Source organism: Micromonospora rosaria (genome assembly GCF_001567585.1).
GTDB classification, from domain to species: domain Bacteria; phylum Actinomycetota; class Actinomycetes; order Mycobacteriales; family Micromonosporaceae; genus Micromonospora; species Micromonospora rosaria.
On sequence record NZ_LRQV01000028.1, the window covers coordinates 20,554 to 34,943 of the forward strand.

Annotated in this window: 9 protein-coding genes; 7 read left to right on the forward strand and 2 right to left on the reverse strand. The window is 73.5% G+C overall.

Features of this window, described 5'->3' with window-relative positions; all coding sequences use genetic code 11:
- Positions 1-28 precede the first annotated feature (28 nt).
- The 5 genes from glgX to bla are packed head-to-tail and all read left to right on the forward strand — an operon-like array spanning position 29 to position 8,093.
- Complete coding sequence (glgX, locus tag AWW66_RS10605) at positions 29-2,176, forward strand: glycogen debranching protein GlgX (RefSeq protein WP_067363512.1); 2,148 nt, start codon at positions 29-31, stop codon at positions 2,174-2,176.
- Positions 2,173-4,515 carry a malto-oligosyltrehalose synthase gene (gene treY, locus AWW66_RS10610; protein WP_067363515.1) on the forward strand — a complete coding sequence of 781 codons (2,343 nt, stop codon included), beginning with the start codon at positions 2,173-2,175 and terminating at the stop codon, positions 4,513-4,515. Before glgX ends, treY begins: the two co-directional genes overlap by 4 nt.
- Entirely contained in the window at positions 4,512-6,245 is a 1,734-nt protein-coding gene (gene treZ, locus AWW66_RS10615) for a malto-oligosyltrehalose trehalohydrolase (RefSeq protein ID WP_067363518.1), read from the forward strand. The genes treY and treZ overlap by 4 nt, the downstream gene beginning before the upstream one ends.
- A gap of 53 nt (positions 6,246-6,298) precedes the next feature.
- Complete coding sequence (locus AWW66_RS10620; protein WP_245648148.1) at positions 6,299-7,045, forward strand: class I SAM-dependent DNA methyltransferase; 747 nt, start codon at positions 6,299-6,301, stop codon at positions 7,043-7,045.
- A gap of 58 nt (positions 7,046-7,103) precedes the next feature.
- A complete protein-coding gene (gene bla / locus AWW66_RS10625; RefSeq protein ID WP_067363521.1) occupies positions 7,104-8,093 on the forward strand; it encodes a class A beta-lactamase in 990 nt (329 codons plus the stop codon).
- Here the strand turns inward: bla and AWW66_RS10630 are convergent.
- Together AWW66_RS10630 and AWW66_RS10635 are read right to left on the reverse strand one after the other, a co-directional pair.
- Positions 8,078-8,500 carry an SUKH-4 family immunity protein gene (locus tag AWW66_RS10630; protein ID WP_169807092.1) on the reverse strand — a complete coding sequence of 141 codons (423 nt, stop codon included), beginning with the start codon at positions 8,498-8,500 and terminating at the stop codon, positions 8,078-8,080. The two genes, bla and AWW66_RS10630, sit on opposite strands and share 16 nt — an antisense overlap.
- A gap of 36 nt (positions 8,501-8,536) precedes the next feature.
- The gene (locus AWW66_RS10635) at positions 8,537-10,015 is read right to left on the reverse strand and encodes a glutamate-cysteine ligase family protein (protein WP_067363603.1); all 1,479 of its coding nucleotides are present in this window, start codon (positions 10,013-10,015) and stop codon (positions 8,537-8,539) included.
- A gap of 177 nt (positions 10,016-10,192) precedes the next feature.
- On the opposite strand from AWW66_RS10635, the gene AWW66_RS10640 reads away from it, so the two are divergent.
- Both AWW66_RS10640 and AWW66_RS10645 read left to right on the forward strand, forming a co-directional pair.
- Positions 10,193-10,534 (forward strand): DUF3817 domain-containing protein, encoded by a 342-nt coding sequence (locus AWW66_RS10640; RefSeq protein ID WP_067363606.1) that lies wholly within the window; start codon positions 10,193-10,195, stop codon positions 10,532-10,534.
- A gap of 104 nt (positions 10,535-10,638) precedes the next feature.
- Entirely contained in the window at positions 10,639-14,355 is a 3,717-nt protein-coding gene (locus tag AWW66_RS10645; RefSeq protein WP_067363523.1) for a hypothetical protein, read from the forward strand.
- Positions 14,356-14,390: the final 35 nt, after the last annotated feature.

A 14,390-nucleotide genomic window follows, 5' to 3' on the forward strand; every position in this document is an offset into this window, starting at 1 on the left:
CTTCGAGACATGGGCCTGAAGGAGCGACATGCTGGTCTGGCCGGGCGAGCGTTACCCCCTGGGAGCGACGTACGACGGGATGGGCACCAACTTCGCGATCTTCTCGGAGGTCGCCGAGGCCGTCGAGCTGTGCCTGTTCGACGAGTGGGACACCGGGGCGGAGCGCCGGATCCCCCTGCGGGAGGTGGACGCCCACGTCTGGCACGCGTACATCCCCGGCATCGAGCCCGGACAGCGCTACGGGTACCGGGTGCACGGGCCGTACGACCCGGGCAACGGGCCCCGCTGCAACCCGCACAAGCTGCTGCTGGACCCGTACGCCAAGGCGGTCGACGGGGAGGTCACCTGGAACCCGGCGGTCTACGACTACGAGCTGGGTGACCCGGACACCATGTCCACCACCGACTCGGCGCCGTTCATGCCCAAGTCCGTGGTGGTGAACCCGTACTTCGACTGGGGCAACGACAAGCCGCCCCGGATCCCGTACCACCGCTCGGTGATCTACGAGACGCACGTGCGCGGGCTGACCATGCGCCACCCCGGCATCCCCGAGGAGCTGCGCGGCACGTACGCGGCGCTGGCCACCCCGGCGATGATCGACTACTTCCAGCGGCTCGGGGTCACCGCCGTCGAGCTGATGCCGGTGCACGAGTTCGTGCACGACCACCGCCTGCACGACCTGGGGTTGCGCAACTACTGGGGTTACAACACCATCGGCTTCTTCGCCCCGCACCACGGCTACTCGGCGATGGGCCGCCTCGGCCAGCAGGTGCAGGAGTTCCGGGGCATGGTCAAGGCCCTGCACGCCGCCGGCATCGAGGTCATCCTCGACGTGGTCTACAACCACACCGCCGAGGGCAACCACCTGGGCCCCACCCTCAGCTTCAAGGGGGTGGACAACGCCAGCTACTACCGGCTCTCGGAAGAGGACCGGCGGTACCACGTCGACTACACCGGCACCGGGAACAGCCTCAACGTCCGGCACCCGCACTCGCTGCAACTGATCATGGACTCGTTGCGGTACTGGGTGCAGGAGATGCACGTCGACGGGTTCCGGTTCGACCTGGCCGCCACCCTGGCCCGGGAGTTCTACGAGGTCGACCGCCTCTCCACCTTCTTCGAGGTGGTCCAGCAGGACCCGGTGGTCAGCCGGGTCAAGCTGATCGCCGAGCCGTGGGACGTGGGCCCCGGTGGCTACCAGGTCGGCAACTTCCCCCCGGTCTGGACCGAGTGGAACGGCAAGTACCGCGACACCGTGCGGGACTTCTGGCGCGGCGAGCCGGCCACCCTGGCCGAGTTCGCCTCCCGCATCTCCGGCTCCGCCGACCTGTACCAGGACGACGGGCGCCGGCCCTTCCACAGCATCAACTTCGTCACCTGCCACGACGGCTTCACCCTGACCGACCTGGTGTCGTACAACGACAAGCACAACGAGGCCAACGGCGAGGAGAACCGCGACGGCGAGAGCCACAACCGGTCCTGGAACTGCGGGGCGGAGGGTCCCACCGACGACCCCGGGGTGCGCGCCCTGCGCGCCCGGCAGCGGCGTAACTTCCTGGCCACGCTGCTGCTCTCGCAGGGGGTGCCGATGCTCGGCCACGGCGACGAGCTGGGCCGCACCCAGCACGGCAACAACAACGCGTACTGCCAGGACAGCGAGCTGGCCTGGGTGAACTGGGACGAGGTCGACAGCGACCTGCTGGACTTCGTCCGGCGGCTGACCGCCTTCCGGGCCGCGCACCCGGTGTTCCGCCGGCGGCGCTTCTTCAGCGGCGAGAAGGTCCGCCCGCGCGGCGCCGGGGAGCCCCTGCCCGACCTGGCCTGGTACACCCCGGACGGGCGGGAGATGACCGGCGAGGACTGGGGCAACGACTTCGGCCGCTCGGTGCTGCTGTTCGTCAACGGCGACGGCATCCCCGAGCGCGGCCCGTACGGCCAGCGCCACACGGACACCTCCTTCATCCTCTGCTTCAACGCCCACGACGCGCCGCTGGACTTCACCCTCCCCGGCGTCGAGTTCGGCCCGCGCTGGGACCTGGTGATCAGCACCGCGGAACCGGACCCGGGGAAGACGGCGACGGTCGAGGCGGGCGGCGCGATCACCGTGCCGGACCGCTCCCTGGTGGTCCTCGAACGCGCCGCGACCGCGCCGGCCACGGAGGACACGGCCCGATGAGTCCGACCACCCCGCCCGACGCCACCGGCGCGCACCCGGCCGGCGGTCGGGTCGGCGCCACCTACCGGGTGCAGGTCCGCCCCGGTTTCGACCTGGACACCACCGCCGCCCTGACCGACTACCTGGCCGCCCTGGGCGTCACCCACCTGTACAGCGCGCCGCTGCTGACCGCCACCCCCGGCTCCGCGCACGGCTACGACGTGGTCGACCACCGGGCCGTCAACCCGGAGCTGGGCGGCGAGGCGGCCCGGGTCCGGCTGGTCCGGGCGCTGAGCGCCGCCGGGCTGGGGCTGGTGGTCGACATCGTGCCCAACCACGCCGGGGTGGCCCGACCGGCGGCCAACCCGGCCTGGTGGGACGTGCTGCGCCGGGGCCGCGACTCGGCGTACGCCCGGTGGTTCGACATCGACTGGGACCGGGGCCGGCTGCTGCTGCCGGTGCTCGCCGACGACCCGGACGCGCTGGCCGACCTCACGGTCGTCGACGGGGAACTGCGCTACCACGAGCACCGGTTCCCGATCGCCGACGGCACCGGCGGGGGCAGCCCCGCGCAGGTGCACGACCGGCAGCACTACGAGCTGGTCTCCTGGCGGCGCGGCGACGCCGAGCTGACGTACCGTCGGTTCTTCGCCGTGTCCGACCTGGCCGGGCTGCGGGTGGAGGACCCGGAGGTCTTCGCCGCCACCCACGCCGAGGTGCTGCGCTGGGTGGCCGCCGGCGAGGTCGACGGCATCCGGGTCGACCACCCGGACGGGCTGCGCGACCCGGCCGACTACCTGGCCCGGCTGCGCGCCGCCGCGCCCGGGGTCTGGCTGGTGGTGGAGAAGATCCTGGAGTACGGCGAGGAGCTGCCGGACTGGCCGGTCGACGGCACCACCGGCTACGACGCCCTCGCCCCGGTCTGCGGCCTCTTCGTCGACCCGGCGGCCGAGGGGCACTTCACCGCGCTGGACGCCCGGCTCACCGGGCGGCACACCTCCTGGCAGGACCTCACCCACCGCAGCAAGTGGGAGGCGGCCACCCGGCTGCTCGCCGCCGAGCTGACCCGGCTGGCCGCCCTGGTGCCCGAGGTGGAGCCCGCGCCGGCGCGGGCCGCCCTGGCCGAGCTGGCCGCCTGCTTCCCCGTCTACCGGGGGTACCCGCCGCACGGGGCCCGGCACCTGGCCGTCGCCCGCGCCGAGGCCGGCCGCCGCCGACCCGAGCTGACCGGGGCGCTGGACGCGGTCACCCGCCGGCTGCGCGACCCGGCCGACGAACTGGCCCGGCGTTTCCCGCAACTGACCGGCGCGGTGATGGCCAAGGGGGTGGAGGACACCGCCTACTACCGGTGGAGCCGGTTCGTCGCGCTCAACGAGGTCGGCGGCACCCCGGCCCACTTCGGGGTCACCCCGGCCGAGTTCCACCGGTTCGCCGCCGCCCGGCAGGCCCGCTGGCCGACGTCGATGACCACGCTCTCCACCCACGACACCAAACGCGGCGAGGACGTGCGGGCCCGGCTGGCCGTCCTCGCCGAGCTGCCCCGGCGCTGGGCCGAGCGGGTCACCGCCTTCACCGCCGCCGCGCCGCTGCCCGACCCGGCCTTCGCGCACCTGCTCTGGCAGACCGCCGTGGGGGCCTGGCCGATCGACCGGGACCGGCTGCACGCGTACGTGACCAAGGCCGCCCGGGAGGCGTCGGTGGCCACCAGTTGGGCCGACCCCGACCCCGCGTTCGAGGACGCCCTGCACGCCGTGGTGGACCGGATGTACGACGACCCGGCGCTGCACGCCGAGCTGACCGCGTTCGCCGCCGAGATCACCCCGGCCGGCTGGTCCAACGCGCTGGGCCAGAAGCTGGTGCAGCTCGCCATGCCGGGGGTGCCGGACACCTACCAGGGCACCGAGCTGTGGGACAACTCCCTGGTCGACCCGGACAACCGGCGGCCGGTCGACTTCGCGGCCCGCCGGGAGCTGCTGGCCCGCCTCGACGCCGGCTGGCTGCCGCCCGTGGACGCCGACGGGGCGGCGAAGCTGCTGGTGGTCTCCCGGACGCTGCGGCTGCGCCGGGAGCACCCGGAGCTGTTCACCGGGTACCGGCCGGTGGCGGCGCACGGACCGGCCGGGGCGCACGCGGTCGCCTTCGACCGGGGCGGCGCCCTCGCCGTGGCCACCCGGCTGCCCCTGGGGCTGGCCCGCGCCGGTGGCTGGCGGGACACCTCCCTGGAACTGCCGGTTCACGAGATGACGGACCTGTTCACCGGGCGGGTCTACAGTGACCCGCGGGTGCCCGTCGCCGATCTGCTCGCCACCCTTCCCGTCGCACTGCTGGCGCCCGCCGAGTCCGTGGAGGCTGCCCGATGACCGAGTTCAGCGTGTGGGCGCCGCAGGCCGCCCGGGTCCGGCTGCGGCTGCCCGGTACGGGTGACCGGGAGATGACCCGGGACCCGGACGGCTGGTGGCGGGAGGAGGTGCCCGAGGCGGGGCCGGGCACCGACTACGCCTTCCTGCTCGGCGACGCCGACCAGCCCCTGCCCGACCCCCGCTCGCCCTGGCAGCCGGCGGGGGTGCACGGCCCCAGCCGGGTCTACGACCACGCCGCGTACGCCTGGTCCGACCGCGGCTGGACCGGCCGGCACCTGCCCGGCAGCGTCCTGTACGAGCTGCACGTCGGCACCTTCACCCCGGAGGGCACCTTCGACGCCGCCGTCGACCGCCTCGACCACCTCGTCGAGCTGGGCGTGGACCTGATCGAACTGCTGCCGGTGAACGCCTTCAACGGCGAGTACAACTGGGGTTACGACGGCGTGTGCTGGTACGCCCCGCACGAGGCGTACGGCGGCCCGGACGGGCTCAAACGCCTGGTCGACGCCGCCCACGGCAAGGGGCTGGGGGTGATCCTCGACGTCGTCTACAACCATTTCGGGCCCTCCGGGGCCTACGCGCCGATGTTCGCGCCGTACCTCACCGAGCGGAGCAACACGTGGGGGCGCACGGTCAACCTCGACGGCCCGGACTCCGACGAGGTACGCCGCTACATCATCGACTCCGTGCTGATGTGGCTGCGCGACTACCACGTCGACGGCCTGCGGTTGGACGCGGTGCACGCGATGCCGGACACCCGGGCGGTGCCGTTGCTGGAGGAGCTGGCCGTGGAGGTGGACACCCTCGCCACCCACCTGGGTCGGCCGCTGTCGCTGATCGCCGAGTCCGACCTCAACGACCCCCGCCTGATCACCCCCCGGGAGGCCGGCGGGCTCGGGCTGCACGCCCAGTGGAACGACGACGCCCACCACGCCCTGCACACGCTGCTCACCGGGGAACGCCAGGGCTACTACGCCGACTTCGGCTCGCTGGAGGGGCTGGGTCAGGTCCTCACCGGGGGCTTCCTGCACACCGGCACCCGGTCCAGCTTCCGTCACCGGGCGCACGGTCGCCCCCTGGACCGGCACCGCACCCCCGGGCACCGGCTGGTGGCCTACCTCCAGAACCACGACCAGATCGGCAACCGGGCCACCGGGGACCGGATCTCGGCCACCCTCACCCCGGCCATGCTCCGGATCGGGGCGACCCTGCTCTTCACCGCCCCCTTCACCCCGATGCTCTTTATGGGGGAGGAGTGGGGGGCCACCACCCCCTGGCAGTTCTTCACCAGCCACCCGGAGCCGGAGTTGGCCCGGGCGGTGGCCACCGGCCGGCGTCGGGAGTTCGCCGAGCACGGCTGGCCGGCGGGGGAGGTGCCCGACCCCCAGGACCCGGCGACGTTCCTGCGGTCCCGGCTGGACTGGGCGGAGCTGGACAAGCCCGAGCACCGGGAGCTGTACGAGTTCCACCGCCGGCTGATCGCGCTGCGCAAGTCCCACCCCGACCTGTCCGACCCCCGGCTGGACACGGTCGACGTCCGGCACGGCGACCGGTTCGTGGTCGTCCGGCGGGGCCGGTGCCTGGTGGTGGCGAACCTGGCCGGCCGGGCCCAGCGGATCACGCTGCCCGGCGTGGTACGCCAGGTCCTGCTCGCCACCGGCGCCGGCGTCACGGTGATGCGCGACGGGGTGGTCCTGCCCGCCGAGACGGCCGCCGTGGTCGCGCTCTGACGGTGGCGGACCCGCGGCGAAAATCGGTGGACAGCGGGAGGAGCATGGTGATCGTGAGCGATATCCGACAGGACGAGACCTGGGACGCCGAGACCGCCGCGCAGTACGACACACCGGGGATCGGCATGTTCGCGCCGGAGGTCCTCGACCCGACCGTCGACCGGCTCGCCGAGCTGGCGGCCGGCGGGCCGGCGCTGGAGTTCGCCGTCGGCACCGGGCGGGTGGCGGTGCCGCTGGCCGGCAGGGGCGTACCGGTCACCGGCATCGAACTGTCCGAGCCGATGATCGAGCGACTGCGCGCGAAGGTGGACGAGGCGACGATCCCGGTCGTCGTCGGGGACATGGCCACCGCCACCGCCCCCGGCGAGTACGCCCTGGTCTACCTGGTCTTCAACACCATCTCCAACCTGCTCACCCAGGCCGAGCAGGTCGCCTGCTTCCGCAACGCGGCCCGGCACCTCGCCCCCGGCGGCCGGTTCGTGATCGAGCTCTGGGTGCCCGAGCTGCGGGCGCTCCCGCCCGGCCGGGAGGCCACGGTCTGGCTGACCCAGCCCGGCTACATCGGTCTGGACACCTACGACCTGCTGCGCCAGCACGTCGTGTCGCACCACTTCCGGTTCGACGGCAGCCGGCAGGCCTCGTTGTTCCGCAGCCCGCACCGCTACGTCTGGCCGGCCGAGCTGGACCTGATGGGTCAGCTCGCCGGGTTCGAGCTGGAGAGCCGGCACGCCGACTGGGCCGGCGCCGAGTTCACCGCCGAGTCCCGCTCCCACGTGTCGGTCTACCGCCTCCCGGGGTAGCCTCCCGGGCCGGACGGCACCCTGCGACGGCCGGCCGGCCCACCGACGGAAGGACCAGATGACCCGCTCCCGCCGGCCCCGCGCCCGCGCCGCCGCCCTCGCCCTCGGCCTGCTCGTGGTGGCCGGCTGCGCGTCGACGCCGCCGTCCGGCGGTGCCTCCCCCGGGACGTCCCCCGCTCCCGGGACCGGTACCCCGGGCACCGCCCCGACGACCGGTGCCGGCGCTCCCGCGCCCGGTCCCCGGTTCGCCGCCCTGGAGGCCCGGTTCGGCGCCCGGCTCGGGGTGTACGCCGTCGACACCGGCTCGGGCCGCACGGTGGCACACCGGCCCGACGAGCGGTTCGCGTACGCCTCGACGTTCAAGGCGCTCGCGGTCGCGGCGGTGCTGGAGGCGACCACCGACGCGCAGTACGACCGCCTGGTCCGGTACCGCCGCGCCGACCTGGTGGCCCACTCGCCGGTCACCGGGAGACACGTCGCGGAGGGGATGACCCTGCGGGCGGTCGCCGACGCGGCGCTGCGGTACAGCGACAACACCGCCGGGAACCTGCTGCTCGCCGAACTCGGCGGGCCACGGGGCTTCGAACGGGCGCTGCGCGGCATCGGTGACACCGTCACCACACCGGCGCGCGTCGAGACCGCCCTCAACCAGGCGACCCCGGGCGACGTCCGGGACACCAGCACCCCGCGGGCCCTGGCCACCTCCCTGCGGACGTACGCGGTGGACGACCACCTCGACGCCGGGGACCGGGCCGTCCTGGTCGACCTGCTGCGCCGCAACACCACCGGGGACGCGCTGATCCGGGCCGGGGTGCCGGCCGGCTGGCAGGTGGGGGACAAGACCGGCTCCGGCGGGTACGGCACCCGCAACGACATCGCCGTGCTCTGGCCCCCCGACGGGGCCCCGATCGTCCTGGCGGTGCTCTCCCGTCGGGACACCGTCGACGCCCCGCACGACGACGCGCTGATCGCCGAGGCGGCCCGGGTGGCCGTCGGCGCGCTGCGCCCGGCCTCCGGAGCGCCCCGGTCGGCTCAGAGCAGCCCGTAGCCGAGTTCCTCGGCGGCCACCGACCAGAAGGTGTTCTCGTGGGCGACCGCCGCCGGGTCGATCTCCCGGAACCGCTCGGTCACCTGCTCGCCGAGCGCCGCCAACTCCTCGTCGGCCTCGTCGTCGATCGCCTCGGCGGCGACCTGCGCGGCCCGGAACGCCTCGGCGCAGGCGACGAAGGCGGCCAGGGTCGAGTTGACCAGGTCGGCGCCCTCGTCGTCGACCAGCGACACCGCGCCGGTGTCGGTCGCGACGACGAGCCGGGACAGCCCCTCGTCCTCGGCCAGCACCAGCCCGGCCGGCTCGGGCCGGGGCGCCGGGAGCCAGGTGCCCGGGTAGGGGAGGGTGTCGCCGGTCGCCCGGAGCAGAGTCAGCGCGGAGTCGATCGCCGCGGTGTCGGTCGCCACCCGCAGGACTCTAGCCGGACCCTCCACTGCGGCCGGTCACGGGATCGGCCACTCGTGGACCGGCCGGTTGCTGTGCATCAGCTCCACGTAGTGGCGGACCACCTCACGCAGCGCCGCCGGGCGGTCCAGGTGGTCGGCCGACTCCAGCCGGTGCAGGGTCGCCACCTGCCAGCTCGCCCCGTTGCGCCCGGTGAGGCAGCGCTGCTCGATGATGCCGAGCAGCCGGTCCCGCTCGGCCGGGTCGACGCCCCACCGGTCCAGACCGTGGTGGGCCAGCGGCAGCAGCCGGCGCAGCACCAGCTCGGTCACCGGCAGGTAGCCCAGGCCGGGCCAGAAGACGTGCGCGTCGATGCCGTGCCGGGCGCCGGTGACGAAGTTCTCCTCGGCGGCGCTGAACGACATCTGCGACCACAGTGGACGGTCGGCTTCGGCCAGGGCGCGGACCAGCCCGAAGTAGAACGCCCCGTTGGCGATGGTGTCCAGCACGGTCGGCCCGGCCGGCAGGACGCGGTTCTCCACCCGCAGGTGCGGGCGGCCCCGCAGCACGTCGTAGACCGGGCGGTTCCACCGGTAGACGGTGCCGTTGTGCAGCCGCAGCTCCGCCAGCTTCGGCACGTCCCCGCTGGCCAGGGCGGTCGCCGGGTCCTCCGGGTCGCAGACCGGCAGTAGCGCCGGAAAGTACCGGACGTTCTCCTCGAACAGGTCGAACACGCTGGTGATCCAGCGCTCCCCGAACCACACCCGGGGGCGTACCCCCTGGGCCTTGATCTCCTCGGCCCGGGTGTCGGTGGCCTGCTGGAACAGCGGGATCCGGGTCTCCCGCCACAGCTCCCGGCCGAAGAACAGCGGGGAGTTCGCCCCGAGCGCCACCTGACACCCGGCGATCACCTGGGCGGCGTTCCAGTAGTCGGCGAACTGGGCCGGACTGACCTGGAGGTGGAACTGGGTGCTGGTGCAGGCCGCCTCGGGGGTGATGGCGTCGGCGGTGACCGCGAGCCGCTCCACCCCGTTGATCGAGATCCGCAGGTCCTCGCCCCGCGCGGCGAAGATCTGCTCGTTGAGCTGCTGGTACCGGGGACTGGCCGAGAGCGTGCCGGCGGTCAGGTGCTCGGGGCGCAGGGTGGGCAGGATGCCGATCATCACCAACTGCGCGCCGACCCCACGCGCGGCCCGGTCGGCGGCGTTGAGGCTGGCCCGGACGCTCTCCTCGAACGCGGCCAGGCCGGTCCCGGCGAGCCGGCGCGGCGCGACGTTGATCTCCAGGTTGAACTGGCCCAGCTCGGTCTGGAAGCTCGGGTCGGCGATGGCGGCCAGCACCTCGGCGTTGCGCATCGTCGGCAGCCGGCCGGCGTCGACGAGGTTCAGCTCCAGCTCCAGCCCGGTCATCGGGCGGTCGGTGTCGAACCGGGACTCCCGGAGCATCTCGGCGAAGACGTCGAGGCACCGCCGTACCTTGTCGCGGTAGCGGACCCGGTCCTCCCGACTGAAGGTCAGCACCCCGACATGCTCGCTCATGGTCACCATCCTGTCACCATCGGTGCGGCCAGTTGTGCCGTCACGGCCCATGACGGACCCGACGTACCGTTCTCCTTACCCACGGTGCGGGTGATGTCGCTCCCGGAATCGCCGGTCGCCGCGTCGTGTCCCGGGCGGGGTGGCTACCATTGCCGGCGCGGAGGTGGGAGCGTGACGATGCGCGACGTGGTGACCAGGCTCTTCGTGGTGGCGGCGATCGCCGAGGCGGGATCCTGGCTGGCCCTGCTGGTGGGCATGGCGGTCAAGTACGGTCCGCCCGGCAACGAGATCGGGGTGCAGATCTTCGGGCCGATCCACGGCGCGCTCTTCGTCGTCTACGGACTCCTCGTCCTGGCCGTGGCCCGGCTGCACCGGTGGAGCCTGCTCGCCACCGGGGTCGCGCTGGCCTGCGCGGTGCCGCCCTTCGCCACCATCGTCTTCGAGCGCTGGGCGGCCCGCCGGGGGATGCTCGGCACCTCCGCCGACACGCCGCAGCGCGCACCCACCCCGGTCGGCTGACCCCCGCCCCCGTCCGTCGGTGACGGGAAGGTTACCGAAGCCTTGAGCCGGGGCGGTGCCGCCCTAGATTGGGTGCCACCTTCCCGAAGGCAGGCGGTGGCACCGTGCGCAGTATCGGTCACCTCACCCAGACCCACCTCAGCGTCCTGGCCCTGAACCGGGACACCCACGCCCCGCTGGCCCGGATGCCGGTCTACGCCGAGGTCTCGCTGGTGGTGGACGCCCCGCCCTCGCCGCTGGACCTCGGTGAGATCCGGGCCCTGTCCGACGAGCCGTTCACCCACCCGGCGCTCGGTCCACTGCTGCGCGAGGCGCTGGCCCGCGCCATGGACGATCCCACCTACCTGGCGTTGCCCCGGCAGCGGCGCGAGGAGCTGATCGAGGCGGTCGCCGAGCTGGCCCGCGACCGCCGGCTGGTCGACCTCAGCGACGAAGCCCGCCGCATCGGCGCCGCCGAGGTGGTCGCCGAGGCGCTCGACCGGCTGGGCATCGCCCGCCAGGCCCGGGGCAGCACGACCACCTACTCGTATCCGCTGGGCACGCTCGCCACCGACCACGCCGGATACGCCTCGTTCGACCTGCGCCGGATCGACCGGGAGCTACTGCGCGCCGGCCGGACCGGCGCGCAGTACGCCTTCCACCTGTACCCGCTGGGTCGGGAGAGCAGCCGGTACAACGCGGTGCAGCAGGCCCGGTTCACCCGTGACGCGATCTTCGCGAAGCTGGAGCTGGCCCCGGTCGACCTCGCGCCGATGACGGTGCTGAACCTGCCCTCGATGCAGAACCCGGCCCTGGTCGACTGGTACCTGTCGCCCGGGTCTTTCGCCGCCGCGCCCGACCTGCTGATCGGCGCGGACGGCTGCGAGAAGCTCGTCGTCGCTCCGGTGGCCCTGCGCGAGTTCGGGTTCCGGCAGGTGGTCCGGGTGACCGAGCCGCCGGACGGGGTGGAGCTACCCGGGGACGTCCGCTTCGGCTACGTGGACGAGTACCGGGCCACCTGGTACGCGCTGGGCCACTCCCTCGGCGAGATCCAGTACAGCCTGCCGCTGGCGCCGGGGGAGTCGGTCAAGCTGGCCGTGGTCGACTGGGCCTGGTCCGGCGAGTCGGCCCGGCAGGAGGAGACCGAGTTCAGCGAGCAGCTCCTGCACCGTACCCACCGGGACCGGGTGATCACCGAGACGGTGCACGCCACCCTCCAGGAGTGGCAGCGCGGCGGGACGGTGCTGGGCGGGGCCGCCGGCTCGGTCGGCGCCTCCGGCACCGGCGGGGCCGCCGGCATCGCCGGTGGTGCCACCATGGCCCTCGGCGGCAGCTACTCCACCAGCAGCGGCAGTCGGGTTCTGGCCGCCGAGAACGTGCACCGGCTGTCCGACGGGTTCGTGCAGTCCAGCGCCGCCCACCGGGAGTTGGCCAGCACGGTGGTCATCCAGTCCCGGCAGGAGGAGCGGGAGACCATCCAGACCCGGACCTTCACCAACCACAACCGGGGTCACACGCTCACGATCCTGTACTACGAGGTGCTGCGGCACTACCGGGTGGAGACGAGCTGGGTCCGCCGCCGGCCGGTCGCGCTGGTCCGGCACGGCGCCGTCCTTCCCGAGGACGAGCCGCCGGCCGACCCGAACACGCCGTCGGACGAGGCGAAGGTCGAGGCGACGTGGGCGGCGGCGGTGTCGCGGCACCGGCCGGCCCTGGAGCCGTACCTGCGTGACGAGCGCCTGCGGCCCGGCTTCGCCGCGGTCGACCGGCTGGTCGCCCTGCTGGGCGAGCGGCGGGGGCACGGCCACCAGGAGCCCTGGGCGGGAACGTCCGCGAGTCCTCCGCCCACCACCGAGCGCGACCAGCGGTTCACGATGTTCGAGTTCGACGTGACGACCTTCGACGGCCTGCACGACGAGATGACCAACGACTCCGAGAACCACCTGCGGATCTACGCCGTCAAGCACGACGGGGCCGCCATCGAACTGGTCCGCGACGACACCTCCACCAACTTCAACACCGGCGGGCGCTTGCGCTCCCGGGGCGAACGGGCACTCTTCTTCGCCTTCGTCCCGGTCGGCGCGGAGGAGGGCAAGGGCCTCCGGTGGGGTGACCTGGCCGGTTTCTCGATCTACACGGTCAACGACACCTGGAAGGTGCACTGGCTGGCGGTCAGCGCGTTCGCCCTGCCCGACAAGCGTCGGGTCGTGCTCATCCCGCCCACCGAGTACAAGCTGATGTTCGGCAAGTACCGCGACGGGCAGGACCACGACGACTCGGGCAACAACACGTTCACCACCATCACGCCGCCCCAGCCGGACCGGGAGCCGGGGCAGGTGCCCGGCCTCCCGGCACCGAGATTCCTGCTCACCCCGGAGGAGCGCGCCGCGTGCCAGGGGCTGCTCGACCACATCCGGCGGCACGGCACGTACTACGACACCGTGATCGCGCTGTCCCGGCACCCGAACGAGATCGCCGTCGAGTTCGAGGGCCGCGACTGGATCACCGGCAACTACCTCGACCACCTCGACCCGAGGCCGCTCGACGTCTTCGGCTCCGCCGTGGCGTACGCACTGCTCGACGGCGAGGCGCCCGACGTGGACCCGGCTGCCCGGACCGAGCGGCTGGTCACCTTCCCCACCCGGGGGGTCTTCGCCGAGGGCAAACTCGGCCACTGCACCATCTCGGAGGAGATCGACAACACCCGGTTCTGGCAGTGGGACCAGCACCCGCTGCCCGTCACGGCGCCGGACATCAATCCGGCCACCCCGGTCAGCCCGACGCCGCAGGCACCCCCGGCCACCACCCCGACCTCGTTCCCGTCCTCGGTGGTCTCCATCGTCGCGCCCACCGCGGCGCCCGACCCCACCGGCCTGGCCGCGGCGCTGACCGCCTTCGCCACCCCGAACATCTTCCGCGACATGTCCGGCCGGGCCGAGGTCGCCGACCTGCTGAAGAAGCTGTCGGACAACTCCATCGGCATCGCCGAGGCCGCGCGGAAGGCCAAGGAGCTCCAGCAGAAGTACGAGACCGACCTCGCCACCGCACAGCACAGCCGCGAGGCCGCCGCGCTCAAGGCCCTCACCGAGGCCAAGACCCCGGCCCAGGAGGCCGCCGCCCGCTCGGCGCTCGAATCGGCCGGCCGCGCCGCCGACCTCGAGGCCGACCTGCGCCGCCTGGCGGCGAGCGGGGCGATGCTCTCGCCCGCCGAGCAGGCCAGGGTCCGCGACGAGATCCTCCGTAGGTGGACCCGGCCCGAGCCGGACCGGGTCAGGGTCACCTTCCACCACACCCACGCCGGCAGCGGCGAACGCCTGAACGGGGAGTTCGACGCCGTCCTCACCGGCGGCGGGGTGACGGAGCGGGTGCCGTACACCACCGTCGTCGGGGTGGGGACGGTCGAGGTGGCGCTGCCGCCGGGGCAGTACGCCCTGGCGATCGAGGGCCGACGCACCGCCTTCCCGGCGACCGTGCGGACCCGGCTGGACGTGCCGGCCGTCGGCACCCACCCGGGTTTCGACGTGGATCTGGGCACGGTGCTGAGCCCGCTGCGGCGGACCCTCTCCGGTCATCTCGCCACGCTGTCGGTGCCGGTGGGCGCGAAACGGGTCTCGGTCACCGTGACGGCCGGCGAACAGTCGGCCACGGCCGCCCACACCGTCAACTACGCCACGGCCACCCCGGTCGGGCAGCAGGCCGCCGGCGGGCTGGGAACCCTCCTGAAGAACTCCGACCTGGCCACGCTCGCCCTTGTCGGCGCGGTCGCCGACGGTGCCGACAAGGGCGCCCTCACCGTCGCGTACACGTACCTGACCGGGGCGCTCACCGTCACCGCCGGCTGAGCGCGCCCGGCCGGAGCGGGGTCGCGCGGCACGTC